The sequence below is a fragment of the Yinghuangia aomiensis genome, from assembly GCF_039542225.1.
Classification (GTDB): Bacteria; Actinomycetota; Actinomycetes; order Streptomycetales; family Streptomycetaceae; genus Yinghuangia; species Yinghuangia aomiensis.
Genome location: NZ_BAABHS010000010.1, coordinates 158,386 through 183,069, shown reverse-complemented (window position 1 = coordinate 183,069; position 24,684 = coordinate 158,386). Strand labels below are relative to the sequence as shown.

Here is a 24,684-nt window from a genome sequence, read left to right as displayed (position 1 = left end):
GCGGCGCGCCCTCGGGCGGCGCGGCACCCGGGCAGGGTGGCGGGTGTGACCGACGCGCCAACCGCCCCGACGCCTCCGGACCCGGCCGCTTCCGGCGGCCCGCTGGTCGTGATGCAGGGCGTCAACAAGCACTTTGGGTCGCTGCACGTGCTGCGCGACATCGATCTGACCGTCGACGAGGGCGAGGTGGTGGTCCTCATCGGCCCGTCCGGCTCCGGCAAGTCGACGCTGTGCCGGACCATCAACCGACTGGAGACCATCGAGTCCGGCACCATCACGGTCGCCGGCCGGCCGCTGCCGGAGGAAGGCCGCGGGCTGGCCAAGCTGCGTGCCGAAGTGGGCATGGTGTTCCAGTCGTTCAATCTGTTCGCGCACAAGACGGTGCTCGACAACGTCACCCTCGCCCCGCTGCGGGTGCGGAAGATGCGCCGGGACGAGGCCGAGCGGCGGGCCCGGGCACTGCTGGACCGGGTGGGGCTGGCCGACCAGGCGGGCAAGTTCCCGGCGCAGCTGTCCGGCGGGCAGCAGCAGCGGGTGGCGATCGCGCGGTCGCTGGCGATGGATCCGAAGCTGATGCTGTTCGACGAGCCGACGTCCGCCCTCGACCCCGAGATGATCAACGAGGTCCTCGAGGTCATGCGGTCGCTCGCCGCGGAGGGCATGACGATGATCGTCGTCACCCACGAGATGGGGTTCGCCCGGTCCGCCGCGAACCGGGTCGTGTTCATGGCCGACGGGCAGATCGTCGAGGCGCGCGAGCCCGCCGAGTTCTTCGAGTCGCCGAACACCGCGCGGGCCCGCGACTTCCTGTCGAAGATCCTGCACCACTGAGGGAGACGTTCCGCATGCCCACGACTCCCCCGCGGCTGCGGGCGGTACGGCGCGCCGCCGCGTGCCTGCTGGCCGCGCTCGCCGTGCTGCCCGCCGCCGCGTGCGGCCGCTCCGGGACGCCGCCGCCCAAGGGGCCCAACCAGGGGCACCTGCCGACGTACACCGTCAACGAGGCCGCGAACGTGCCGGACTCGCCGACGTGGCGGGCCGCGAAAGACCGCGGCCACCTGATCGTCGGCACCAAGGCCGACCAGCCGTACGTCGCGCAGCAGGACCCCGCGACCGGCTACTACTCGGGCTTCGACATCGAGATCGCCAAGATGATCGCCGCCGACCTCGGGTTCCCCGCCGACCGCATCGAGTTCAAGACGATCACGTCGGCGAACCGCGAGACCGCCATCCAGAACGGCCAGGTCGACTACTACGCGGGCACGTACACGATCAACGACAACCGCAAGAAGGTCGTCGGGTTCGCCGGGCCGTACTACATGGCCGGACAGGGCCTGCTGGTACGCACCGACGAGAAGGACGTCAACGGTATCCAGGACCTGAAGGGCAAGAAGGTCTGCTCGGTGGCCGGGTCGACGCCGTACCAGCGGCTGCAGAAGGACTATCCGCAGGTCGAGTTGGTCGGCTACGACAGCTACTCGGTGTGCGTCGACAACCTGATCAGCTACCAGGTCGCCGCCGTCAGCACGGACGACACGATCCTCAAGGGCTACGCGGCCAAGGTCCCGGACCAGCTCAAGCTCGCCGGGCCGCTGTTCTCGGAGGAGCCGTACGGCATCGGCGTGCCGCGCGGCGACCGGGCGTTCCGGCTGGCCATCGACGACGCGATCGCGCACAACGAGCAGAACGGGAACTGGAAGGCCGCGTACGACGCCACGCTCGGCCTGTCCGGCGTCCCCGCGCCCGCTCCCCCGCCGATCGACCGCTACTAGCCGGCCGGGCGCCGAGAAACGCCGGGTCCCGCCGAGTCACGCCGAGAAAGCGGAAGCGATGAACGTTCTCACCGAAAACTGGCACACGTACTGGGAAGGCTTCGTCGGCACCGTCGAACTCACCGCGGCGGCGTCCGCGCTCGCGCTGCTGCTGGGGGTGCTCGTGGCGGCGTGCCGGGTGTCGCCGATCGCGCCGATGCGGCTGTTCGGCGCCACGTGGGTCAACATCCTGCGCAACACGCCGCTGACGCTGCTGTTCTTCGCCGTCGTGCTGGGGCTGCCGCGGTTCGGCATCGTGCTGCCGTTCTTCCTGTTCGCGGTCCTCACGCTCGGCTGCTACACGTCCGCGTTCATCTGCGAGGCGGTGCGGTCCGGCATCAACACCGTGCCGACCGGGCAGGGCGAGGCGGCACGCAGCCTGGGCCTGTCGTTCGGGCAGACGCTCGGCGTGATCGTGCTGCCGCAGGCGTTCCGGTCGGTGCTGCCGCCGCTCGGGTCGACGCTCATCGCGCTGGCGAAGAACTCGGCGATCGCCGGGTCGTTCAGCGTCGTCGAACTCCTGGGCACCTACCGCACGCTCAACGAACTGGGCTTCAACATCGTGTGGACGTTCGTCTGGATCGCCGCGGGCTACCTGATCATCACGCTCTCCATCAGCCTCGTGTTCCGGATCATGGAGAAGCACTGGGAGGTGGTCCGGTGAGCAGCGCGCTCTACGACCAGCCGGGACCGGCCGCACTGCGGCGCCACCGCCTGTACGGCGCCCTCGCGTCGCTGGTGCTCGCGGGGATCGTCGCGTGGATCGGCTACAAGCTGGTCGACACCGGGCAGTTCGCCGCCGAGAAGTGGAGCCCGTTCACCTACGTCGGCATCCAGGAGCTGCTGTGGCGGGGCCTCCGGCACACGCTGGAGGCGTTCGCGTGGGCGGCGGTGCTGTCGCTGGTGTTCGGCGCGGTGTTCGCGGCGGGCCGGCTGTCCGACCACCGGGTGATCCGGTGGGCGTCGACGGTGGTCGTCGAGTTCTTCCGGGCGATGCCGGTGCTGGTGATGATCTTCTTCATCTTCATCGCGCTCAAGGTCGAACCGCAGTGGGCACTGATCAGCGGCCTGACGCTGTACAACGGCTCGGTCCTCGCGGAGGTGTTCCGGGCGGGCGTGCACGCGGTGCCGCGCGGCCAGGCCGAGGCGGCATACGCGCTGGGCATGCGCAAGACCCAGGTGATGAGCCACGTGCTCATCCCGCAGGGCGTCCGCACGATGCTGCCGGCGATCATCAGCCAGCTCGTCGTGGCGCTGAAGGACACCTCGCTGGGGTTCCTCATCTCCTACGAGGAGTTCCTCTACGCGGGCAAGCAGATCGCCACGAACCTCGACTACAGCCTGCCGTTCATCCCCGTCGTCATGGTCATCGCGCCGATCTACATCGGCATGTGCATGCTGCTGTCCGGACTCGCGAAGTGGGTGGAGTCCCGCGGCCGTCGGAGCAAGCGGCGCGTTCGGCCGATCGGGCGGCGTCGCACGCCTGCGGTTGCCGTACCTCCCATGCCCGGACAAAGTGGCAGTGACTGATCAAGTGTCATATCAGCGTATTGGCGTTGATATGTGCTTGCTGCTGCCTATGCTTTGCGGCTGGAGTGCCCATGACCATCGCCGGCGGACTCGCCCTGATCATCCTCGGCTCGATCCTCAAATACGCCATCACCTGGGACCCGACCTGGGTGAACCTCGACGTCCTCGGCACCATCCTCATGGCGGGCGGCGCGGTCGGCCTGGTCGCCGGGATCGTGGCGACCGCGCTGCGCCGCCGCTCGCGGTCCGGGGCGGACGTGTACGAGCAGCGGTACTACCGCGATCCGCCCAGCCCCTGACAGCCCCTCAGACCGCGCCCGGCCCGCCTCGGGCAGTGGCGCGGAACACACCCCCGGACGGGATTCCCGTCCGGGGGTTCTTTGTTGTCCTGCTATGCCACACCGATGAGTTCGCGGCCTCGCCGCGGTCTGCAAGAGAGGAAGCCGGGTCACGTGCCGGATCGCCGGCCGGAGCAATTCCGGAAGGCATAGCGGAACGGACCTTTCCTAGATGACTCGTAGAGTCGTCCGGGACGGACGGCATGGCGGGCAGCCCCCCACCGCAAAGGTGGGGCTGGCCCCACGTCGGTTCGGCTGCCGGCCCCATGGGCCCGGCGGCCCTGGGTTTCTAGGTTTGGGGCATGGCGGACGACAGGGTCCGTCCGGGGACGAGGAGCCGTACGTGAAGACCAGCCGCAGCGCGATCCGCACCGCCGCCACCGGCACCGGCCCCGTCGCCTCGTTCGTCCGCTTCGTGGTCTTCGGCGGCGGCACCGGCGTCGCGGCGAGCGGCGTCCTGGTGGTGCTGACTGCCTACTTCTCCATATCGCTGGCGATCGCCAACGCCGCGGTCACGGTCGTGTCGACGATCGCCGCCAACGAACTGCACAGCCGCATGACGTTCCGCAGCGACCGCCGCGGCTGGCGCATGCACCTCCAGTCCAGCGGCACCGCCGCGGTCAGCTACCTGTTCACCACCGCCGCCATGCTCGCCCTGCACGCCACCGCCGGATCGCCCGGCGTGATGACCGAGCAGGCCGTCTACCTGTCGGCCTCGGGCCTGGCCGGCATCGGCCGCTTCGCGGCGCTGCGCGTCTACGTCTTCGCCCGCGGCATCGGCGGCGCGAAGACCGCCGCCACCGCCCGCACGCTGACCCCGGCCATCGACCGCGGCACGGTGACGGTCGCGGCCTGAGGCCGCCTCAGCCGGTGAAGCCCCCGCGGAGCATCTCCGGCGGCATCGTCGGCACCGGCGGGTCGGGCGGGTCGGGTACGTCGCCGAGTTCCGGGAACGCCCGCCGGACTTCGGCCAGGAACGCGCCGCCGTCCGCTCCGAAACTGGACGCCGCCGCGTACACCGCATCCACGGCGGCGTGGAGCGCGTCCGGCTCGGCGGCCGCGGTGAGCGCCGGCAAAGCCACCGCTTGACGGCTGATCTCGCGTGGCGCCAGGGCAGAGATGACGACCGTGCTGCGCGGCACCCCGGGGTCGCCGAGCACCCGGTCGAAGGCACGCCTGAGATCGTCGAACGGCTCGGGCAGGCGATCCCCGGCATCGAGCGCGTCGAGCGCCGGGGCGATCCAGCTGATCTGCGCCAGCCCCGCGGCCTCGAACGCACGGCGGACCGCCCACCGCGCGATGCGGCGCCGGACCGCCGGGTCGGCCGCGTCGAGAGCGTGCGCGAGATGGACGTCCAGGAGGCGCAGGCCGTGGACGTTCCCGCGGACGTTGCGCAGCCGGTCGGACGGCTCGCGGCCGCCCCAGGCGCGGATCTCGTACTGCCGGGCGGCTTCCAACCGCCGCTCCCGTTCTTCCTCCGCGGCACGGCGGGCCGCCTCGGCTCGTTCCTCGGGGGTCGGCGGGGGCGGCTGGGAGCGGGCGTGGCCGTGCCAGTAGGCGGCCTGGCGGCTGGTCTGCTTCAGCACCCGGTCGGGCCGTTCCGGTGCGGGCCAGAACTGGAGCAGGTAGCTGTCGACGTGGGGTTCGCCATCCAGGACGACGTTCATGTCGTTGCCGGCGTCCATGCCGGTGGCGCAGTAGCGGACCCGGTACGTTGTCGCGGCCAAGGCGAACTCACAGGGTGTGCCGCCGCCCCACTGGTTGAGGCACACTGTCGCGGTTTCCGGGGTGAAGGACGCCTCGACGATGTCCTCCCAGTGGTCGTCCAACGCCGGGGCGGTGTCGTGGATTTCGATGGTGAGGCGGATATGGCCGGTGTGCATGCCGGTCATCAGGTGCAGGTGCCCGGGCTCGGCGGCGCCGCAGATTCCGTTCTCCTGGCCGCCGACGGCGTTGCCGAGGGATCGGGCCCAGTCGTCCCGGGCATCGACGTACATCGACATGTAGGCGACGTCGACGTCGCCGTCGAACACGGTTCGCACGGTGTTCCCCCTTCGCGATCACGCGCGTCAGTGCCGCGGCCATGATGACGGAGGGGACCGACACACACGGTTGATCGTTCACTCGTTCGAGAGAAACCGGGCCGGATTGGCTTGGTTGCGGACTGATCGGGCGTAGCGTGCGGACCGTATGGGGGGTCCGTCTGTACGCGCAATCCGCTCGGAGGCTGCCATGCCGGAAACCATCCTCCTCGCCGTGGGCACCCGTAAGGGCCTGTGGCTCGGTCGTTCGACCGACGGCGGCGGGGCGTGGGATTTCACCGGGCCGCATCACCCGATGACGGGGGTGTACTCGGTGCTGATCGACAAGCGGGGGGCGGCGCCGCGGGTGCTGGCGGGGGTGACCAGCGAGCATTTCGGGCCCGCGGTCGCGGCGAGCGACGACTTGGGTGCGTCGTGGGGCGAACCGCGGGTGGCGGTGGTGGCGTTCCCGAAGGACGCGGACGCGTCGGTGGAGCGGGTGTGGCAGTTGCAGCCGGGCGCGGCGCACGAGCCGGACACCGTGTATGCCGGGATCGAGCCGTCCGCGCTGTTCCGCTCGGACGACGGCGGCCGGTCGTTCGCGCTGGTCCGCGGGTTGTGGGACCACCCGCATCGGCCGCACTGGACGCCGGGGTTCGGCGGGATGGCGATCCATACGGTGCTGCCGCATCCGACGGTGCCGGGCGACATGACGGTGGCGATGTCGACGGGCGGGGTGTACCGCACGTACGACGGCGGGGTCACGTGGCAGGCGTCGAACACGGGGATCCGGGCGTACTTCCTGCCGGACGAGTATCCGGAGTTCGGCCAGTGCGTGCACAAGATCGCCCGGCATCCGGCGCGCCCGGACCGGCTGTTCCTGCAGAACCACCACGGTGTGTACCGCAGCGACGACGGCGCGGCGACCTGGCGGTCGATCGCGGACGGCCTGCCGAGCGACTTCGGCTTCCCGATCGCGGTGCATCCGCACGCGCCGGACACGGTGTTCGCGTTCCCGCTGGTCGCGGACGCGATGCGGTTCCCGCCGGAAGGCCGCTGCCGGGTGTACCGCAGCGACGACGCCGGGGCGACGTGGGAGGCGCTGTCCGCCGGGCTTCCGGACGACGGGTTCTGGACGGGCGTGATGCGGGACGCGCTGACGGTCGACGACACCCCGGAGGCCAACGTGTACTTCGGGACGCGCTCGGGTGAGGTGTACGTCGGCAGGGACGGCGGCGCGCACTGGCACCGGGTTGCCGAGCATCTGCCGGACGTGCTGTGCGTGCGGGCGGCGACCGTGGGGTGACCGCAGGCTCCATCCGGTCGGGTCCGCCGCGCGGCGGACCCGACCGGACGCATTCTCAGTCGGCCACCGCCTCCGCGACCAACGCGCCGATCCGGTCGACCGCATCGGAGGGTCCGGGGAAGAACCGGTTCTTGGTCAGCGCGAAGGCGACGCCGGTCTCGGTGTCCGCATATGCCGTGCTGCCACCCATGCCGGGCATGCCGAAGACGCTCAGGGTCTGCTGCGGGTCGGCGCCCGGGCGGCCGAGGTTGTAGCCCAGCGCCCGCGGCGCCGGGAAGCCGACCATCTGGTCGACGTCGGCGGTGGCCAGTGCGGTGGCGGCGCGCAGCCGCGCGTCGGAGATCAGCCGGACGCCGTCGACCTCCCCCAGCAACGCGGCGTACATGCGGGCGACCGCGCGGGCGGACATCGTGCCGCCCGAGGGGATGTCCGCGGTCAGCACGACCGGGTTGTTGCCGTAGTCGGCGCTGGGGGTGAGCGCGGGCGGCGTGGCCTTGACCAGCGGCATGTCGGCGGGCATCGCCGCCATCATCGCGGCGGCCCCGGGGGCGTCCTCGAGCCGGGCGAGCCGGCCCATCTCGGATTCCGGTACGCCGAAGAACAGTTCGCCGCCGATGCCCAGCGGCTTCGCCACCTCTTCGGCGAGCACCTGCGCGATCGGCTTCCCGGTGGCCCGCCGGATGATTTCGCCCATGACGAAGCCCCAGGTCACCGCGTGGTAGCCGGTCTTGGTGCCGGGCTCCCACCACGGCTCGGCGGCGGCGATCAGGGCGCACATCCGGTCCCAGTCGGCCAGGTCCCACACGGTGAGGTCGGCCGGGACCGCGGGGACGCCGAGGGAATGGGTCAGCGCGTGCCGGACGGTCGCCTTGTCCTTGCCGTGCGCGCCGAACTCCGGCCAGAACTCCACGATCGGGGTGTCGTAGTCCAGCGCGCCGCGCTCGGCGAGGACGTGCACCACCGTCGCGGTCACCCCCTTGGCGGTCGAGGCGCTGAAGAACGGGGTGTCCGAGGCGACCGGCCGCCCGCTCGCGGGATCCGCGACGCCGGCCACCGCGTCCACGACCAGCTCTCCGTGCCGGTACACCGCGACCTGGATCCCCAGCTCGGCGCCGGACTCCACAAGCTCGTCCACGACCTGCTGCACCAGTGTCTGCATGCTGTTCCTGCCTTCCCGACCTTCGGCGGCGGCGTTTCGGGGACGCCGTTCACCCGTGAGTCGGAACCGCAGGCGGAATCTTGACACCCCCACGGCGGCGGATCTGCCCGGGCGTCGCGCGGAGGTGACGAACAAGGTCACGGCGCCGAGGAACGCGCCGCGGTCCGCGCGGTCGCGGAGGTCGGCGTGCCACCGCGCGGTCTGCTCGGCACTGGCGAGGCCGGTGGCGACCGCGTGTGCGAGTGCGGGGAGCAGCCACAGCGGCTCGGCCACGGGGAGGCTGGTGAAGGTGAGCGGGACGGCGTCGACGCGGATGTCGCGGAACCCGGCGGCGGCGAGGTCGGCCATGGTGCGGGTGCCGGCGTGTCCGTTGGCGAGGCTGTCGGTGAAGCCGGCGATCAGCGTGCGGGTGAGGGACGGGTCGCCGCCGGTCAGGACGACGGAGTCGAAGTCGGGGTCGGCGAGGACGATGCGCCCGCCGGGGGCCAGGACGCGCCGGGCTTCGGCGACCGCGGCCGCCGCGTCGGCCAGGTGCAAGTAGACGCGTTCGGCCCGGTACCAGGACAACGAGCCGTCGGGGAAAGGCAGTTCGAGGGCGTCGCCGGTGGCGAACGGGAGGTCGGGGTGGCGCAGCCGGGCCGTGTCCACCATCGCGGTGCTCCGGTCGACGCCGGTGCCGGAGATGCCGCGGGCGGCCAACTCGGCGAGGGCGGTGCCGGTTCCGCATCCGATGTCGGCTCCCGGGCCCGCGACTTCGGCGAACAGGTCGTAGGTGCGGTGGCGGGCCTGCGCCATCGCGGGGAGCGCGGCGACCCGCTCCAGGTAGGACACGAAGGCGTCCGGGGCGGCCGCGTCGTCGACGGCGCTGAACTGTTCTCCCAAGATCGTCACGGGTTGTAGTCAATCACATCCATATAGTTAGTATCGGCGCTCATGGAATCCTCTGTACTGTCCCCTGCCCGAGTCCGACGTGCCGGCGCGACGCTGGCGTTGCGTGAACTCACCGTGTCCGATGCCGGTGCGTTGTCCGAGATCCTGGGCGATCCGCATGTCATGCGCCGTACTTCGTCGGGTGCGTTATCGCCCGACGCCGTCGTCGAGTTGGCGCGTCAAGCCGAGGCCGAGCAGGGCGACCCGGCTCGTGTCCGTTTCTGCATGGCCATCGTCCAGCTCGCGGACGGCTACCTCGTCGGCACGGTGACCCTGGAACTCGACCGGTACTCCGCCGTCTACAGCCACACGATCATCCTGCGGCCGGGCCTGGCGAACCTCGCGGCGGGCTACGAAACCACCCAGCTCGTCCTCGGGATGGCTTTCGACGATCTTGGCGCCGAGCGGTTCTGGTGCATGGCGGCCGAGGAGAACGCCATCGCCAACCGGCTGTTCCTGGCCGCGGGCGGCTCGCTCGACGGCAAGATCCGGCATGTCTACTTCCGCGACGGCCGCTGGTGGGACGCCAACATGTACTCCGTCCTCAAGGACGAGTGGCACGCGCGGGCGAACCTGACGCTGCGCGAGGCGCTGGCCACGCTGCGCCGGGACGAGCAAAAGGACCGGATCCCCGCGCCCGCCGCGGGCTGACCGCCCGCGTCGGGCCGACCCGCGGGGGACCGCTTAGCGGGGCTTAATGTGCGTTGCGATCTTCGTCGTTGTTCGTGCGGGGCTCGAGGGCCGAGGGTGGGAGGGCAGGAAGAGCGCCTTTCCAGGGCGCGGTCCTTTCGAGAGGGTGCGATGAGCGCGAGCGCGAGTGCGGAGTCGGACGCGCACGACGATGCGAAGGTGGCGGCTTTCCGGCTGGCGGTGATCATCGGCGGCGTGCCGGCGGATCCGGAAGGGGCCGTGCTGGGTGACTGGTTCATCCGCCGGGTGGAGGCGCATCGCGATGGGGACACGGGTGTCATCGATCTCGCCGAGCTCTGCATATCCCGGGCAGTGGCGGGTGCGGCCGTGGCAAGTCCCCCGTAGGGCAAGGAGCCTTCAGTGTATCGACAGCGCATCGACCTCCCCGCCGCCGCGGCCGGGGGCTATCAGGCGCTCGCGCGCCTCGACAGCCTGATCCGGCGGGACGGTCTGGTCGACGACCGGCTGCGGGTGCTGGTCAAGTTGCGCACGTCGCAGCTCAACGGGAGTGCCCCGCATCTGGCCGAGTACGCCGCCGACGCGCAGCGGCTCGGGGAACCGCCCGAGCGGCTGCACGAGTTGGCGGGCTGGCGCGAGTCGACGCGGTTCACCGCGTCGGAGCGTGCCGCGCTGGGGCTTGCCGACGCGGTGACGCGGCTGGGACCCGACGGTGTCCCGGACGCGGTCTACGACGCGGCGGAAAACCTGTTCGGGCCCCAGCAGTTGGGCAACCTCATCCTGACGATTGCGGTGACGAATGCGTTGAACCGGATTGCGGTGACGGCGCGGCTGCAACGTCCGGAGTGAGGTCGAGGACCCGGGTCGGGGGCACGGTCGCGGCGTCCGTGCCCTCGGCCCGTGGCTCGGGGACGGCGTCGGGTCCGGGTCCGGACTCCGCCGCGGGCGGGGCGCCGGCCCGGACCCGCCGCACGTCGGGCGACAGCAAGGCGCCGACCGTCGCGGCGACGACCAGTCCGGAGAACGCCACCAGCGCGCCGCGCGCCCCGATGACGTCGGCCAGCGGCGCGGCCGCGACCAGCCCCAGCGGACCGAACATGAACGATCCGAGCGCGTCGTAGGCGCTGACCCGGGACAGCGCCTCCCGCGGGATCTCCCGCTGCATCGTGGTCTCCCACAGCACGCCGAACACGTCGAACGCGGCCCCGGTGACGAACGCCCCGGCGACCACGACCGCCAGCGGCGCCCCCAGGCCGAGCAGCAGGTACGGCAGCGGCACGAGCAGCACCGCGAGTGTCGCCACGAACAGCGTCCGCCGGGGCCGGATCCGGATCGCCAGGAACACCCCGGCGAAGGTGCCCAGCGCTTGGCCGATGAGCACCGCCGACCAGGCCGGTGCCCCGCCCAGGTCGGCCTTCGCGACGACGGGCCCGAGCACCCCCATGCACGCTTGCAGTCCGGCGATGACGAAGGTGAACTGCAGCACGATCACCCACAGCCACTGCCGGGACCGGAACTCCTGCCAGCCTTCCCGGAGTTCCCGCAGGGTCGAGTTGGCTTCACCGCGTTCCGCGGGCGGGACTCCCAGGCTCTTGAGCAGCAGTGCCGACGCCACGAAACCCGTGCCGTTGAGCACCAGGGCCCAGCCCGGCCCGATCAGCGCGACCGCGGCACCGGCCAGCGCAAGCCCGAGCATGCGTGCGGCGTTGACGCCGATCCGCAGCACGCCGTTCGCCGTCTGCAGGTGCTCCTCGGGGACGACGTCGGGGACGAGCCCGGTCAGTGCCGGATAGAACAGGGCGAGTGCCATGCCCGTCCCGGCGGCCGCGGCGGCGACCGCGACGACCGGCGCGTGCCCGGTCAGGAACATCGCCGCGATGGCGAAGAAGCAGACCGCGGACAGGGTTTCGGAGAACGCCATCAGCCGGGCCCGGGACATGCGGTCGGCGATGACGCCGCCGAACAGCATCAGGGCGACTTCCGGCACCGCTTGCGCGGCCAGCACGATCGTCAGCGTGGTGGCGTTCGCCCCGGGGAGGTCCAGCACTCCGAACGCCAGCGCCACCGGCCCGAAAGCCGCGCCCAGGACCGAGAAGCCGCGCGCGGTGAACAGGATCGCGAACCGCCGGTCCCGGAACAGCTCGCGGCCGTTCACGAAGCGTCCACGGCCAGCACGACCTTGCCGCGTCCGTGCCCGCGTTCCACGAGCCGGTGCGCGTCCGCGGCCTCCGCGAGCGGGAGGACGGCGCGGAGGTGCACGCGCAGTTCCCCCCGGCTCCACAGGTCGGCGAGGTCGACTAGCCGGCGGGCGTCGCGGCTTGGCGTCCATTCGCGCAGTCCGAGTTCGCGTGCGGTGGCGTCGTCGATCATCGTGACGATCCGATCGCGGTCCCGGGCGAGTTCCACCGAGGCCAAAAGGGCCTCGCGGCCGGCGCCGTCGAGGACGGCGTCCACGCCGTCGGGTGCCACGGCGCGGACCCGGTCGGCCAAGCCGGGGCCGTAGCGGACCGGAACGGCGCCGAGTTCGCGGAGGTAGGCGTGATTGGCTTCGCTTGCCGTACCGATCACCGTGGTTGCGCCCCACGCGCGAGCGAGCTGCAACGCGAGCGTGCCCAGGCCGCCCGCCGCGGCGTGGATCAGGACGGTGTCGCCGGGTCCGACCTTCAGCTCCCGCAGCGCCATGTGCGCGCCTTGGCCGTTGCCCGGGAGGGCGGCGGCGACCGTCCACGGCATGGCGGCGGGTTTGCGGGCGAGGTTGGCGGAAGGGACGAGCACGTATTCGGCGTAGGCACCGAGGGTCGTGAACCCGAACACCTCGTCGCCGACCGCGAATCCGCTCTGCGGCCCGGCTTCGTCGACGACGCCCGCGAACTCGTTGCCCGGCACGACCGGATGCTCCGGCAGGCCGGGGGTGAGACTTCGAGGGAACTCGCCGGCGCGTACGCCGGTATCGAACGGCATCACCCCGGCGGCGCGGACGGCGACCCGCACCGCGGTCGGGTCCGCGGCGGGGTCGACGGCCGGGACCGGCAGGTCGACCGGGCGGAGGACGTCGGGCGGGCCGAAGTCGGCGAAGGCGATGGCGTGCATGAGGGCCCCCTATCGGAGTGGATCACTCCGTTAGGCTAAGACGGAGCGATTCACTCCGCAATGGGTTTTTCCCGCGGGGGTGAAGCGCGAGGGTTATCCACAGGCCAGGCGCACCGCCGCGCCACACCGGACCGCAGACAGGCAGACTCACGACGTCGGGCAACCCACCGAGTGCGGTCGCGGGCAGGACCCGACGGCGGAGGAGGCGGGGGAGGGCCCTTCGACGCGACACCGACACCCGCAAGTGGTGGGGGGAGGGAGGGCCCGATGAGCAGCACCAGAGGAGCCTCCAGAACCCCGCCCCCACCCCGCGCGCGCCCCCTAGCCCCACCCCCCACCCCTCCGCTTTACTTCCACAACCCGCCCATGCCGGAGGTGCTGCCGTGTACTACCCGCTGACCGTTCGGGACTTCCTGGACCGCGCGGAGCGCGTGTTCCCGGACCGGATCGCCGTCGTCGACGAGCCGGACCAGCCCGCGACGCCGCTCGGCTCCCCCACCTACCGCGACGTGGGCACGCTCGCCCGCGCGCAGGCCGCCCGGCTGGACCGGCTCGGGGTGCCGGTCGGCGGCCGGGTCGCGGTGATCTCGCAGAACTCGGCGCGGCTGTTCACGTCGTTCTTCGGCGTGTCCGGCTGGGGCCGCGTCCTCGTTCCGGTGAACTTCCGGCTGACCACGCCGGAGATCGACTACATCGTGCGGCACAGCGGCGCCGAGGTCGTGTACGCGGACCCGTCGTGTGCGGGCGTCCTCGACGGCCTCGACGTCCCGCACAAGTTCGTGCTCGGCGACGACGACGCGCTCTACCTCCACGGCGTCGAGCCGCGCCCGTGGGACGCACCCGACGAGGCCGCGACCGCGACGATCAACTACACCTCGGGCACGACCGCCCGCCCGAAAGGCGTGCAGCTCACGCACCGGAACCTGTGGCTCAACGCCACGGTCTTCGCCCTGCACGCGGGCGTCGGCGACCGGGACGTGTACCTGCACACGCTGCCGATGTTCCATGCCAACGGCTGGGGCATGCCCTACGGCGTCACCGGCCTCGGCGGCCGCCACATCATGCTCCGCCAGGTGGACGGCACGGAGATCCTGCGCCGCGTCGAGGAGCACGGCGTCACCCTCATGTGCGCCGCGCCCGCCGTCGTCAACGCGGTGCTGGACGCCGTGCCGCACTGGGACGGCGAGATCCCCGGCCGCGACCGGGTACGCGTCATCTGCGCGGGCGCCCCGCCGCCGACCCGCACGATCCAGCGGATCCTCGACGATCTCGGCTGGGAGTTCATGCAGATCTACGGCCTCACCGAGACGTCCCCCGTGGTCACCGTCAACCGGATGCGCGCCGAATGGGACGGCCTCGACAGCACCGAGCGGGCCCGGCGGCTCAGCCGCGCGGGTGTCCCGGCGCTCGGCGTACGGGTCGACGTCGACGTCGACGGCGAGGTGCTGACGGCGTCGAACCACAACCTCGACGGCTACTGGGAGCAGCCGGAGGAGACCGCCAAGGCGCAGGCGGGCGGCTGGTTCCACACCGGTGACGGCGGCTACGTCGACGACGAGGGCTATGTCGTGATCTCGGACCGGAAGAAGGACGTCATCATTTCGGGCGGCGAGAACGTGTCGTCCATCGAGGTCGAAGACGCCCTGATGTCGCATCCGGCGATCCGGGAGGTGGCGGTGATCGGCACGCCGGACGAGAAGTGGGGCGAGCTGGTGACCGCCCTGGTCGTCACCGACGGTTCGGCGGTGACGGCGGAGGAGCTGATCGCGCACTGCCGCACCCGGCTCGCGGGCTACAAGTGCCCCAAGCGGGTGGACTTCGCGGAGAGTCTGCCGCGCACGGCGACGGGCAAGCTGCGGAAGTTCAAGCTGCGCGAGCCGTACTGGGCGGGGCACGACCGGCAGGTGCACTGAGCCGGACTGAGCATGCGCGGCGTCGGCGGTCCTTCCGTGGGGCCGCCGACGCGCGGGTTATGCGCCGGTCGACACGGGTATCCGCGGCGGGTTCCCACCCGGCGGAGGTCGCGTGACCGGCGTACCGCGAGCGGCGTGCCCGCTAGGCCGTCCTGTCGGCCAAGTCCGCGGGCTGCCCGGATTCTTCGGCGCGGCCCGCGGGGGTGAGTGCGGCCTCGACGTCGCGCACGACGCGCCACATCGGGGTGCTGCGGCGGGCCACGAACACCACGACGTCGTCGGGTTCGGGGGCCGCGGCGCCGGCCGGGGAGCCGTCCGGGTGCCAGGCGCTGCGGACCAGGTCGAGGGCTTCGTCGACGGCGGCCCACACGTCGCCGTCGCCGTCGGCGCGCAGCCAGGAGCGCAGGGCGTGGTTGTGCGCGGCGACCACGGAGGCGGAGATGACGTCGGCGCGCAGGGTGCTCTGCGGGGAGCCGGCGAAGCGGGCGCGCAGGTACGTGGCGAGGGCCTGCTGGTAGCGGCGGACGACGGAGAGCTCGTAGGCGCGCAGGCCGGGGACCTGGCGGGTCATGCGGTAGCGCTGGACGGAGAACGCGGGTTTGTCGGCGTAGAGGCCGAGGACCATGCGGGCGGCGTCGCAGACCTTGGCGATCGGGTCCTCGTCGTCGCGGGCCGCTTCGAGGAACTCCCGCATCTCGGTGAGCGAGTGCTCGTGGTCGGGGAAGACCACGTCTTCCTTCGTCGGGAAGTAGCGGAAGAACGAGCGCCGCCCGACGCCGGCGCGGGCCACGATGTCGTCGACCGTCGTGCCGTCGTAGCCGCGGTCCGGGAACAGCGCGAACGCCGCCTCGATCAGGGCGTCGCGCATCGGCACTTTGGTCATGGGCCCCAGCCTAGTCGAATGACACTCGATACCCTTAGAGTAGGGAACTCAGTTCCCTACGCGTGTTCCGCACGGCCGTGTTCCGTGCACCACCGCGTGTCCGCTCCCCCACAAGGGGCCGCCGGGCACACCTGGAGTGAGGAAGCTTCATGACGACCTCCCTGCGCCGGATCGGCGTGGTCGGCGGCGGCCAGATGGGCGCCGGAATCGCCGAGGTCTGCGCCCGCGCCGGCCTGGACGTGATGGTGTGCGAGACCAGCCCGGACACCGCCGAGCAGGGCCGCAAGCGCATCGCCAAATCGCTCGACCGCGCCGTGAAGGCGGGCAAGATCGACGAGCCCGAGCGGGCCAAGGCACTCGATGCCATCCGCTTCACCACGTCCCTCGCCGACTTCGCGGACCGCACGCTGGTGATCGAGGCCGCGTCCGAGAACGAGGACGTCAAGCTCGGCATCTTCACCGAACTCGACCGCGTCGTCACCGACCCGGAAGCGGTCCTCGCATCGAACACCTCGTCGATCCCGATCATGAAGCTCGGCACCGCGACCCGGCGCCCCGAGCACGTCGTCGGCATGCACTTCTTCAACCCGGTCCCCGTACAGCGCCTCGTCGAGGTCATCCCCTCGCTCGTCACCTCCGACGAAACCACGCGGCGCGTCGAGGAGTTCGCCACCGCGCTGCTCGGCAAGACGGTGATCCGCTCGCAGGACCGGGCCGGCTTCGTCGTCAACGCGCTGCTCGTCCCCTACCTGCTGTCCGCGGTGCGGATGCTGGAGTCCGGGTTCGCGTCCGCCGAGGACATCGACAACGGCATGGTGCTCGGCTGCGCCCACCCGCTCGGCCCGCTGCGCCTCGCCGACCTCATCGGCCTGGACACGCTCAACGCGATCGCCGAGTCGATGTACGCGGAATTCAAGGAGCCCCTGTACGCGCCGCCGCCGCTGCTCCTCCGCATGGTCGAAGCCGGGCTCATCGGCCGCAAGAGCGGCCGCGGGTTCCACGCCTACTGAGGCACGCCTCCCCCCCTTTTCCATCCTTTTGTGCACGTCGTTGGAAGGCAGAACCTGATCATGGCCGGTCGTAGTGATTTCGATCTGTTCCGGGTCTCGGAGGAGCACGCGATGCTCAGGGACACGGTGCGCGGGTTGGCGGAGGCGAAGATCGCGCCGTTCGCGGCCGACGTGGACGAAGCCGGCCGGTTCCCGCAGGAAGCCCTCGACGCGCTGCGCGCCGCGGACCTGACCGCGGTGCACATCCCCGAGGAGTACGGCGGCGCCGGTGCAGACGCCCTCGCCACGGTGATCGTGATCGAGGAAGTCGCCCGGGTGTGCGCGTCGTCGTCGCTCCTCCCGGCGGTGAACAAGCTCGGCACGATGCCGCTCATCCTGTCCGGCTCGGAGGAGCTGAAGCAGCGCTACCTCACCCCGGTCGCCGCGGGCGAGGCGATGTTCTCGTACTGCCTGTCCGAGCCCGAGGCGGGCTCCGACGCGGCGTCGATGCGCACCCGCGCGGTCCGCGACGGCGACTTCTGGGTGCTCGACGGCGTGAAGCGGTGGATCACCAACGCCGGGGTGTCCGAGTACTACACGGTCATGGCCGTCACCGACCCGGACAAGCGCTCCAAGGGCATCTCCGCGTTCGTGGTGGAGAAGTCCGACGAAGGCGTGTCGTTCGGGGCGCCCGAGAAGAAGCTCGGCATCAAGGGCTCCCCCACCCGCGAGGTCTACCTCGACCGGGTGCGGATCCCGGCCGACCGCATGATCGGCGCCGAGGGCACCGGCTTCGCGACCGCGATGGCGACGCTCGACCACACCCGCGTCACCATCGCCGCCCAGGCGCTGGGCATCGCCCAGGGCGCGCTCGACTACGCCAAGCAGTACGTCCAGGAGCGCAAGCAGTTCGGCAAGGCGATCGCCGAGTTCCAGGGCATCCAGTTCATGCTCGCGGACATGGCCATGAAGCTGGAGGCCGCCCGCGCGCTGACCTACCAAGCCGCGGCCAAGTCCGAGCGCGGCGACGACGACCTCACCTTCTTCGGCGCCGCCGCCAAGTGCTACGCGTCCGACGTCGCCATGGAGATCACCGTCGACGCCATCCAACTCCTCGGCGGCTACGGCTACACGCGGGACTACCCGGTCGAGCGCATGATGCGCGACGCGAAGATCACGCAGATCTACGAGGGCACCAACCAGGTGCAGCGGATCGTGATGGCACGGAACCTGCCCAAGTAGGCCCTGCGGCTTCTTGCCTCGTCGCCCCCCGCACAGCACGTCCGTGCGGGGGCTTCGGCGTCGTGCGGCTTCACGGCCGCGGCGGTTCCGTCGGCCTGCCGCGCAGCGCCGCGTGGTGCTGGAGGCGGGCGATGTCGTCGTGGGTGACCATGCCGACGAGGCGGCCGTCGTCCAAGACCAGGGCAGCGTGGCTGCCCGAGGTGAGGGCGGTGAGGACCTGGTCGGCGGGCTCGTCCGGGGCCAGGAGCCGGTGGACCGGGCGGGCGAGCGCCTCGACACGGGTGTCGGCGCGCAGGCGGGCCGGGACGGTGGCGAGCATGCGGAGGGTGACGACGCCGACCGGCTGCCCGTCGAAGCCGACGACCGGGAAGACCGACTGCCGGGAGCCGGTGACCAGGCGTTCGGCGCAGTCGGCGACGGTGGTCCACGAGCCGACGGTGTCGGGGGCGGACGTCATGACGTCGCGCACCAGCAGCCCTTCGAGCCCGCGGCCGAGCGTGCTGCGGGCTTCCTCACCGGCCGCCGCGCCGACCACGAACCAGCCGATCAGCATGAACCACAGGCCGTCCGCGGTCACCCCGGTCAGCACCAGGAACGCGCCGCCGCCGATGAACACGGCGCCGAGGATCCGTCCGGCGCGGGCGGCCGCGCGCGCGGCGCGGTCGCGTTCGCCGGTGCGCCGCCACATGACGGCGCGCAGCACCCGGCCGCCGTCGAGCGGGGCGCCGGGCAGCAGGTTGAAGACGGCGAGGAGCAGGTTGGTGCCGCCGGTCCAGAGCAGGGCCAGCGCGAGGACGTCGGGCAGGTCGGCGGCCGCGGCGGCATAAGCGAGTCCGACGCCGGCCGCGCCGGCCGCGAAGCTGGTCGCGGGGCCGGCCAGGGCGACGCGCAAGTCGGTACGCCAGTCCGGGGGTTCCTCTTCGAGTTCGGCGACGCCGCCGAGCAGCCACAGGGTCACGGACTTGACGCGCATGCCGTGCCGGCGGGCGACCACGGCGTGGGCGGCTTCGTGGGCGAGCAGCGAGGCCAGGAACAGTGCGCCGGTGGGGATGGCGACGGCCCACGCGACGACGGGCGACGGGTTGCCGGCGGCGGCGGGCAGGATGCGGGTGGCGAGGAGTGCCACGATCAGCCCGAAGATGGCCACCGTGGACCAGTGGGCGCCGACGGGTACGCCTCTGATGCTGCCGAGCCTGACGCTTTGCCTCATCGCCCGCTCCCGGATTTCCCCGCATCTCGCGGCGAGGCCCCGGACCCCGAGGCCCCTTACTCCAAGACTGCGTCGCCGGGACGCGGAACGGGGGCTCCGGCGGGGGCGAATTCCGCGGAACACGGCGATATGCGCGCCGTTGCCGGGTTCCGCGGGGCGCCGAAGTTAGCGTGGACGGGTGATCAACGGCACGCACGTCATCATCTACAGCCGCGATGCCGACGCCGATCGGGCGTTCCTCAAGGACGTCCTCGGTTTCGCGCACGTCGACGCGGGCCGCGGCTGGCTGATCTTCCGGCTGCCGCCCGCGGAGGCGGCGGTGTATCCGGCCGAGGGGTTCGCGCACGAGGTGTTCCTGATGTGCGACGACGTGCGCGCGACCATGGCCGAACTGGCGGCCAAAGGAGCGGAGTTCACCGAACCTGTGACGGACGCCGGGTGGGGGCTCAAGACGTCCCTGCGGCTGCCCGGGGGCGGCGAGCTGGGGCTGTACGAGCCGCGCCACCCGGTCGCGCACGACTAGCCACCCGCCCGTGGCCCGGCGCCGGGTGCGCTCTACGCTCCCGCCATGCCGTCCTTCGAGCTGGTCACCCGCATCGCCGCTCCCCCCGAGCGCGTGTTCGACGCCTCGCTGGACGTGGACGTGCACACGGCGTCGATGGCCGACTCCGGCGAGCGCGTCGTCGGCGGCGTGTCCGCGGGCGGCATGCGGCTGGGCGACACGGTGACGTGGCGGGCCCGGCATTTCGGGGTGTGGTGGCGGATGACCTCGGCGATCACCGCGTACGACCGGCCGGGCTTCTTCGTCGACGAGCAGCGGCGCGGCCCGTTCCGGCGGTGGCGGCATGAGCACCACTTCGCCGCCGACGACGCCACCCGGGACGGGAGCGGGAGCGGGACGGTGATGCGCGACGTCGTCGAGTTCACGTCCCCGCTCGGCGTCCTGGGGCGCGCCGTGGACGCTCTCGTCCTGCGGCGCTACATGCTCAAGCTGATCGCCGAGCGCAACGCGCACATCAAAGCACTCGTGGAAGCCGAAGCCCGGCGCTGACCCGCGGGCCGGTGCCGGCGGCACCGCCCGCTACCGGAACGCCGGGATCACCTCGCGTCCGAACAGCTTCACCATGGCGGCGATCTCGTCGAACGTGCCGAGGGACGCGCGGGCGTGGTTGCCGGGCAGGCCGGCGCCGAAGGCGGCGTGGACGTGGGTGCAGCCGGTCGCGTCGGCGTAGCGGCGCACCTGCCCGATCACGTCGTCGGGGCTGCCCCACAGGAGGCGGTCGGCGGCGATCTCCTCGGCGGAGATCTTCTCGCCGGCGTCGAGGCGGGCGAACAGGGCCTTTTCGGTGTCGTCCTCGGCGGACTCGCGCCAGTGGTCCATGAGGCCGTCGACGTAGTGCGGGAGGACGTCGGCGGCGACCTGGTCGTGGTCGGTGCCGAGCCACGCGTAGCGGCGCAGGATCCAGTCGGGGCGGGTGCCGTGCGCGGCGCAGGAGGCGCGGTAGACGTCGAGGCAGGACTGGGCTTTGCCGAGGGATTGGACCGGGCCGCACAGCCAGGCGTCGCCGAGGCGGGCGGCGCGGTCGACGGCGACGTCGGCGACGCCCGCGACCCACAGCGGCGGGTGCGGGTCCTGGACCGGGCGGGGGTGCACGGTGAGGTCGGGGAAGGACCAGAATTCGCCCTCCCAGCCGGTGTTCTCGGTGGTCCAGACGTGGCGGAGGATCTTCAGGGCTTCTTCCATGCGGGCGCCGCGGCGGCGGAATTCCGAGCCGTGGACCTCGTACTCCAGCGGCCACCAGCCCATGCCGACGCCGAGGGAGATGCGGCCACCGGATATCTGGTCGATGAGGGCGACCTGTTCGGCGACCCGGATCGGGTTGTGCACGGGCAACTGGAAGATGCCGGTGCCGACCCGGAGCGTGTCGGTGCGGGCGGCGACGGCGGCGAGGAAGGTGAGGGGGTCGCCGAGGTTGCCGGGCATGAAGTGGTGGTGGCCGATGGTGACCGTGTGGAAGCCGCTCGCTTCGGCGATCCGGGCGAGTTCGAAGGTCTCGCGGTAGGGGTCGCGGCCTCCGGGCTCGACCAGCAACGGCAGCGACATGGAGAAATCCACGGTCATCTCCTCTCGGCCCGCGCCGCGGCGCGGAGGTGACGGGTCATCAGACCCTGCCCCAGATCCGGTGAGTGATCAACAGCGATCGGGGTCCGCGGCGTTTGGCCAGGGGGCGCCACGAAAATCCACCCGAACGGGTCAGCGGAAACCCCTCTTCCGGGTGGCGCTTGATCCTTAGGAGTGAACTGCCGCAACCAAATTGCGAGTTGCGAGTTTGTTCAGGGTGCGTAGGCAGTGCGTGAGCAACGCCTGGGCAGCAAACGCAACACCCGCTCGATCACCCTCCTCCTGAGAAGGATTACCGATGGCCCACGTGCTCAAGAAGGTCGCCGCCTCCTCCGCCGTTGTCGCGGCAGCGGTCGGCGTCGTGGCGACGGCCGCTCCCGCCGCGATGGCGGGCGGCAACGACGGCCAGCACACCAACTTCGTCGGCAACTCGGCCAAGCAGAACATCGGCAACACCTCGAGCGACGGCTACTTCAGCCCGAACTTCGCTCTGGTGAACGGCGGCGTGCTCGACTGCTTCGACGTCCAGAAGGTCACCGCCCAGGTCCCGGTCGGCGCTCTCATCGGCGCGGGCATCGGCGTCCAGGACATCCTGAACGACCAGACCAACCAGACCTGCACCAACAACTCGGTGCAGCAGAACGGCGACGACCCGCTGTCGCACGTCCTGTCGGACATCCTCTCCGACAACGGCTGACGCACCGGCCGATCACGGATCGGACGGCCGGGTCCCGGAACGCCGGGTCCCGGCCGTCCGGCCGCGCAACACCGCACCACACCCCTCCTGCGTAATCGCGAAAAGGAATACCGATGTCCCAGACCCTCAAGAAGGTCGCCGCGTCCGCCTCCGTCATCGCCGCGGCGGTCGGCGTGGTCGCCGCTGCCGCCCCCGCCGCGATGGCGGGCGGCAACGACGGCCAGCACACCAACTTCATCGGCAACTCGGCCAAGCAGAACATCGGCAACACCAGCACCAACGGTCTGGGCAGCCCGAACTTCGGTGTGGTCAACGGTGGCGCCCTGGACTGCTTCGACATCCAGAAGGTCGACGCCCAGGTGCCGATCGGCGCGCTCGCGGGTCTGGGCGTCGGCGTCCAGGACCTGCTGAACGACTCGCAGAACCAGACCTGCACCAACAACTCGGTGCAGCAGAACGGCGACGATGTGCTCGCGAACGTGCTGTCGGACATCCTCTCCGACAACGGCTGACACTCCGCCGTCGCCCGCCCGCCCCGCAGCGCGGGGCAGGCCGGGTAGGACCGCAGGCCGCCGGGTGGCTTCCGTCCCCGGCGGCTTCGCCGTGTCCGGGGGCGGGCAGCCGGTCGGGGGTCGTCACCCGGTCGGGGGCGGTCGGTCGGATGCGGCGCGGCGGCTCTTGGGTGCCGCCCGGACGTGCATGCGCTCGCCCTGGCGGCCGAAGAGGCTGAGGATCTCCACCGGGCGCGCGTCGGCCGGGCCGAAGCAATGCGGCAGCCGGGTGTCGAACTCGGCGGCCTCGCCCGTGCCGAGGACGAGCGTGCGGTCGCCGACGACCAGGCGCAGGAGGCCGGCCAGGACGTACAGCCACTCGTAGCCTTCGTGGGTGACCGGCGTGCAGTCCGTCGGGCCGCCCGGCATCACCGTCTTCCAGGCCTGCAGCGGCCCCGGCTGGCGGGTCAGCGGAATGACCGTGCGGTCCGGGAGCTTGTGCGGCGTCAGGCGGACCCGCGGGTCGCCGACCGCCGGGGCGCCCACGAGTTCGTCGAGCGGGACCTGGTACGCCTGCGCGATCGGCAGCAGCAGTTCCAGGCTGGGGCGCCGCCCGCCGGACTCCAGGCGGGACAGCGTGCTCTTGGAGATCCCGGTCGTCTCCGCGAGCGCGGTCAGGGTCACGCCGTGGTCGGTACGGAGCCGGCGCAGGCGCGGGCCGACGCCGGACAGGGCTTCGGCGATCGGGTCGGGGCTCGGGCCGGGGCTCGGGCCGGGGCTCGGGCCGGGGCCGGTGCTGGTGCCGGTGCTGGGATCGTCGGTGGGTTCCACGGTTCGATTGCACCCCGGGTGTTCCGGTTCCGGCAAACGCTGTTGCCGAAACCGAAACGGCGCCGAACCCGGAACTGCGCCGAACCGGGACAGGGCCGGGTCGCGCCGGGGTCGGCTACAGCTCGTGCAACCGCCCCGCCTCGGGCCGGTACGTCCAGTGCCAGGCCTCCTGCGCCCACTGCTTCTTGAGCGCGGTGCGGTGTTTCCCGAACGCGGCCAGTCCGGTCTCGACCGCGGTCCCGAGGCCGCCGGCGAGGTCGTCGGCCGGGACGGGGACGCGGGCGAGCAGGTGCTGCTTGTCCTGCGCGAGGACGAGGTCGCCGTCGGGCGAGCAGCCGAGCAGGCTGAAGTTCTTCAGCAGGCTGAACGGCTTGATGCCGGTGGAGACCTTGGCGAGGAGTTCGCCGTCGGCGTCCCAGGCGTAGAGGCCGTAGCGGTTCAGGTGGTAGACGCGGCCGCGCGCCGGGTCGGTGGCGACCTGGTAGCACCCGCCGGTGTACGGGCTGTCCTGGTAGGCGTGCATGCCGCGGAGCTTTCCGAGGACGGCGCCCTTGTCGTCGACGAGCGCGAACGTGAACGCGTTCCCGCGGTTGCCGCTGCGGAAGAGTTCGGCGAACACGGGGATGACGAACCGGTCGTCGGCGAGCGGCCGCGGGGTGCCGAGCCACTTGCGGCGCCGCTGGTAGAGCCCCGCCCATTCCTCCGCGACGAGGTCGCCGAGGGCGGGTTCCGGACGGTGTTCCAGGCCGACGGGGCGGCCCTCGTGCATCACGTAGGAGCTGACGTCGAGTTCCGGCAACTGGTGCTTGGGCCGCGCGTCGAGGGAGGCGAATGCGTGGATGGCCGGGCGCTCGCCGGCGGTCGGCGCGGTGTCGGCGATGCCGATCAGGTTCGCGGAGAAGTTGCCGTATTGGTTGGTGCCGTATTCGGCGGTGACGCACAGCAGGCGTCCGCCGGGTGTCACCGCGATGCGGGAGGCGAACGGCGTGCCGGGCTCGTAGTCCTCGTACGCGCGCCGGTGCGAGTTCTGCGTGTACGCGCCGATCTCGCGGGTCAGCTCCGCATCGAACAGGTAGGTGTTGTCATGCCGCCCGCACAGCGCCACCGTGCCGTCGGGGAGGACGGCAAGGCGGAAGTCCCACGCGTCGCCGAACTTCGACCACCGGGTGCGGCGGCGCACGACCGCCATCGAGGCCGGTTCCCCGCCGCCGTCCGCCGCGTAGCGGGCGAGCAGGCTGAGGGCCACCGTCCGGTCGTGCGGGTTCTCCGCTGCCTCCCCGCCGGGCTTGTAGCGGCCGAGGCCGGAGAGGACGTACAGGTCGCCGCCGGGGCCGTAGGCGGCGTCGAGGTGCTGGTAGCCCCAGCCTGCGGTGTACGGGGCGGCCAAGTCGATGGCGTACGTGTCGACGACTTCGGCGGGCAGGGGCAGCGGCAGGGTGGGAAGCATGGCGCCAGTTTGCCGGGTGGGACCGA

At 71.6% G+C, this 24,684-nt stretch carries 26 protein-coding genes; 17 read left to right on the top strand and 9 right to left on the bottom strand.

The genetic code is table 11. The features are described 5' to 3' along the window. Positions 1-111: 111 nt before the first annotated feature. The 6 genes from ABEA93_RS16005 (at position 112) to ABEA93_RS15980 (ending at position 4,535) form a co-directional block, all read left to right on the top strand. Entirely contained in the window at positions 112-831 is a 720-nt protein-coding gene (locus tag ABEA93_RS16005; RefSeq protein ID WP_345676324.1) for an amino acid ABC transporter ATP-binding protein, read from the top strand. Positions 832-845: 14 nt separating this feature from the next. Then, entirely contained in the window at positions 846-1,772 is a 927-nt protein-coding gene (locus ABEA93_RS16000; protein WP_345676209.1) for a glutamate ABC transporter substrate-binding protein, read from the top strand. A gap of 58 nt (positions 1,773-1,830) precedes the next feature. Beyond that, positions 1,831-2,475: an amino acid ABC transporter permease gene (locus ABEA93_RS15995; protein ID WP_345676208.1), complete on the top strand. Its 645-nt coding sequence runs from the start codon at positions 1,831-1,833 to the stop codon at positions 2,473-2,475. Continuing rightward, the gene (locus ABEA93_RS15990; RefSeq protein ID WP_345676207.1) at positions 2,472-3,341 is read left to right on the top strand and encodes an amino acid ABC transporter permease; all 870 of its coding nucleotides are present in this window, start codon (positions 2,472-2,474) and stop codon (positions 3,339-3,341) included. The genes ABEA93_RS15995 and ABEA93_RS15990 overlap by 4 nt, the downstream gene beginning before the upstream one ends. 71 nt (positions 3,342-3,412) lie before the next feature. Next, positions 3,413-3,640, top strand: coding sequence for a hypothetical protein (locus ABEA93_RS15985; protein ID WP_345676206.1), 228 nt, complete (start codon positions 3,413-3,415; stop codon positions 3,638-3,640). Between the two features lie 382 nt (positions 3,641-4,022). Further along, the gene (locus tag ABEA93_RS15980; protein ID WP_345676205.1) at positions 4,023-4,535 is read left to right on the top strand and encodes a GtrA family protein; all 513 of its coding nucleotides are present in this window, start codon (positions 4,023-4,025) and stop codon (positions 4,533-4,535) included. Positions 4,536-4,542: 7 nt separating this feature from the next. On the opposite strand, the gene ABEA93_RS15975 is transcribed toward ABEA93_RS15980, so the two are convergent. Continuing rightward, positions 4,543-5,721, bottom strand: coding sequence for a hypothetical protein (locus ABEA93_RS15975; RefSeq protein WP_345676204.1), 1,179 nt, complete (start codon positions 5,719-5,721; stop codon positions 4,543-4,545). 190 nt (positions 5,722-5,911) lie between these two features. On the opposite strand from ABEA93_RS15975, the gene ABEA93_RS15970 reads away from it, so the two are divergent. Next, positions 5,912-7,006 carry a WD40/YVTN/BNR-like repeat-containing protein gene (locus ABEA93_RS15970; protein WP_345676203.1) on the top strand — a complete coding sequence of 365 codons (1,095 nt, stop codon included), beginning with the start codon at positions 5,912-5,914 and terminating at the stop codon, positions 7,004-7,006. 55 nt (positions 7,007-7,061) lie between these two features. Here the strand turns inward: ABEA93_RS15970 and ABEA93_RS15965 are convergent, their stop codons facing one another. Further along, entirely contained in the window at positions 7,062-9,056 is a 1,995-nt protein-coding gene (locus ABEA93_RS15965; RefSeq protein ID WP_345676202.1) for a serine hydrolase, read from the bottom strand. Positions 9,057-9,098: 42 nt separating this feature from the next. Here ABEA93_RS15965 and ABEA93_RS15960 point away from each other — a divergent pair, with 42 nt between their 5' ends. From ABEA93_RS15960 to ABEA93_RS15950, 3 genes are all read left to right on the top strand, one after another. Continuing rightward, positions 9,099-9,746 carry a GNAT family N-acetyltransferase gene (locus ABEA93_RS15960; protein WP_345676201.1) on the top strand — a complete coding sequence of 216 codons (648 nt, stop codon included), beginning with the start codon at positions 9,099-9,101 and terminating at the stop codon, positions 9,744-9,746. 150 nt (positions 9,747-9,896) lie between these two features. Continuing rightward, on the top strand, positions 9,897-10,130 hold the full coding sequence (locus ABEA93_RS15955; protein ID WP_345676200.1) for a hypothetical protein: 234 nt from the start codon (positions 9,897-9,899) through the stop codon (positions 10,128-10,130). A 15-nt stretch (positions 10,131-10,145) separates the two neighbouring features. Beyond that, positions 10,146-10,592, top strand: a complete 447-nt coding sequence (locus tag ABEA93_RS15950; protein ID WP_345676199.1) for a carboxymuconolactone decarboxylase family protein — start codon at positions 10,146-10,148, stop codon at positions 10,590-10,592. Here ABEA93_RS15950 and ABEA93_RS15945 read toward each other — a convergent pair. Together ABEA93_RS15945 and ABEA93_RS15940 are read right to left on the bottom strand one after the other, a co-directional pair. Beyond that, the gene (locus ABEA93_RS15945) at positions 10,519-11,898 is read right to left on the bottom strand and encodes an MFS transporter (RefSeq protein ID WP_345676198.1); all 1,380 of its coding nucleotides are present in this window, start codon (positions 11,896-11,898) and stop codon (positions 10,519-10,521) included. The two genes, ABEA93_RS15950 and ABEA93_RS15945, sit on opposite strands and share 74 nt — an antisense overlap. Further along, positions 11,895-12,833 (bottom strand): NADP-dependent oxidoreductase, encoded by a 939-nt coding sequence (locus tag ABEA93_RS15940; protein WP_345676197.1) that lies wholly within the window; start codon positions 12,831-12,833, stop codon positions 11,895-11,897. Before ABEA93_RS15940 ends, ABEA93_RS15945 begins: the two co-directional genes overlap by 4 nt. A gap of 383 nt (positions 12,834-13,216) precedes the next feature. On the opposite strand from ABEA93_RS15940, the gene ABEA93_RS15935 reads away from it, so the two are divergent. Continuing rightward, positions 13,217-14,746 carry an AMP-binding protein gene (locus ABEA93_RS15935; RefSeq protein ID WP_345676196.1) on the top strand — a complete coding sequence of 510 codons (1,530 nt, stop codon included), beginning with the start codon at positions 13,217-13,219 and terminating at the stop codon, positions 14,744-14,746. 142 nt (positions 14,747-14,888) lie between these two features. Here ABEA93_RS15935 and ABEA93_RS15930 read toward each other — a convergent pair whose 3' ends face one another. Further along, complete coding sequence (locus tag ABEA93_RS15930) at positions 14,889-15,629, bottom strand: TetR family transcriptional regulator (RefSeq protein WP_345676195.1); 741 nt, start codon at positions 15,627-15,629, stop codon at positions 14,889-14,891. 149 nt (positions 15,630-15,778) lie between these two features. Between ABEA93_RS15930 and ABEA93_RS15925 the strand changes: the two genes are divergently transcribed. Together ABEA93_RS15925 and ABEA93_RS15920 are read left to right on the top strand one after the other, a co-directional pair. Continuing rightward, positions 15,779-16,639 (top strand): 3-hydroxybutyryl-CoA dehydrogenase, encoded by an 861-nt coding sequence (locus ABEA93_RS15925; RefSeq protein ID WP_345676194.1) that lies wholly within the window; start codon positions 15,779-15,781, stop codon positions 16,637-16,639. A 60-nt stretch (positions 16,640-16,699) separates the two neighbouring features. Next, entirely contained in the window at positions 16,700-17,860 is a 1,161-nt protein-coding gene (locus ABEA93_RS15920; protein ID WP_345676193.1) for an acyl-CoA dehydrogenase family protein, read from the top strand. A gap of 70 nt (positions 17,861-17,930) precedes the next feature. Here the strand turns inward: ABEA93_RS15920 and ABEA93_RS15915 are convergent, their stop codons facing one another. Then, the gene (locus tag ABEA93_RS15915) at positions 17,931-19,070 is read right to left on the bottom strand and encodes a site-2 protease family protein (RefSeq protein ID WP_345676192.1); all 1,140 of its coding nucleotides are present in this window, start codon (positions 19,068-19,070) and stop codon (positions 17,931-17,933) included. A 178-nt stretch (positions 19,071-19,248) separates the two neighbouring features. Between ABEA93_RS15915 and ABEA93_RS15910 the strand changes: the two genes are divergently transcribed. Together ABEA93_RS15910 and ABEA93_RS15905 are read left to right on the top strand one after the other, a co-directional pair. Then, positions 19,249-19,593 (top strand): VOC family protein, encoded by a 345-nt coding sequence (locus tag ABEA93_RS15910; RefSeq protein WP_345676191.1) that lies wholly within the window; start codon positions 19,249-19,251, stop codon positions 19,591-19,593. A 45-nt stretch (positions 19,594-19,638) separates the two neighbouring features. Continuing rightward, the gene (locus tag ABEA93_RS15905; protein ID WP_345676190.1) at positions 19,639-20,121 is read left to right on the top strand and encodes an SRPBCC family protein; all 483 of its coding nucleotides are present in this window, start codon (positions 19,639-19,641) and stop codon (positions 20,119-20,121) included. Positions 20,122-20,151: 30 nt separating this feature from the next. Here the strand turns inward: ABEA93_RS15905 and ABEA93_RS15900 are convergent, their stop codons facing one another. After that, positions 20,152-21,186 carry an LLM class flavin-dependent oxidoreductase gene (locus tag ABEA93_RS15900; RefSeq protein WP_345676189.1) on the bottom strand — a complete coding sequence of 345 codons (1,035 nt, stop codon included), beginning with the start codon at positions 21,184-21,186 and terminating at the stop codon, positions 20,152-20,154. A 304-nt stretch (positions 21,187-21,490) separates the two neighbouring features. Between ABEA93_RS15900 and ABEA93_RS15895 the strand changes: the two genes are divergently transcribed. Continuing rightward, positions 21,491-21,889: a rodlin gene (locus ABEA93_RS15895; RefSeq protein ID WP_345676188.1), complete on the top strand. Its 399-nt coding sequence runs from the start codon at positions 21,491-21,493 to the stop codon at positions 21,887-21,889. Between the two features lie 113 nt (positions 21,890-22,002). Beyond that, positions 22,003-22,401, top strand: a complete 399-nt coding sequence (locus ABEA93_RS15890; RefSeq protein WP_345676187.1) for a rodlin — start codon at positions 22,003-22,005, stop codon at positions 22,399-22,401. Positions 22,402-22,524: 123 nt separating this feature from the next. On the opposite strand, the gene ABEA93_RS15885 is transcribed toward ABEA93_RS15890, so the two are convergent. Together ABEA93_RS15885 and ABEA93_RS15880 are read right to left on the bottom strand one after the other, a co-directional pair. Continuing rightward, complete coding sequence (locus tag ABEA93_RS15885; protein ID WP_345676323.1) at positions 22,525-23,124, bottom strand: helix-turn-helix domain-containing protein; 600 nt, start codon at positions 23,122-23,124, stop codon at positions 22,525-22,527. Between the two features lie 202 nt (positions 23,125-23,326). Further along, the gene (locus ABEA93_RS15880; protein WP_345676186.1) at positions 23,327-24,658 is read right to left on the bottom strand and encodes a hypothetical protein; all 1,332 of its coding nucleotides are present in this window, start codon (positions 24,656-24,658) and stop codon (positions 23,327-23,329) included. Positions 24,659-24,684: the final 26 nt, after the last annotated feature.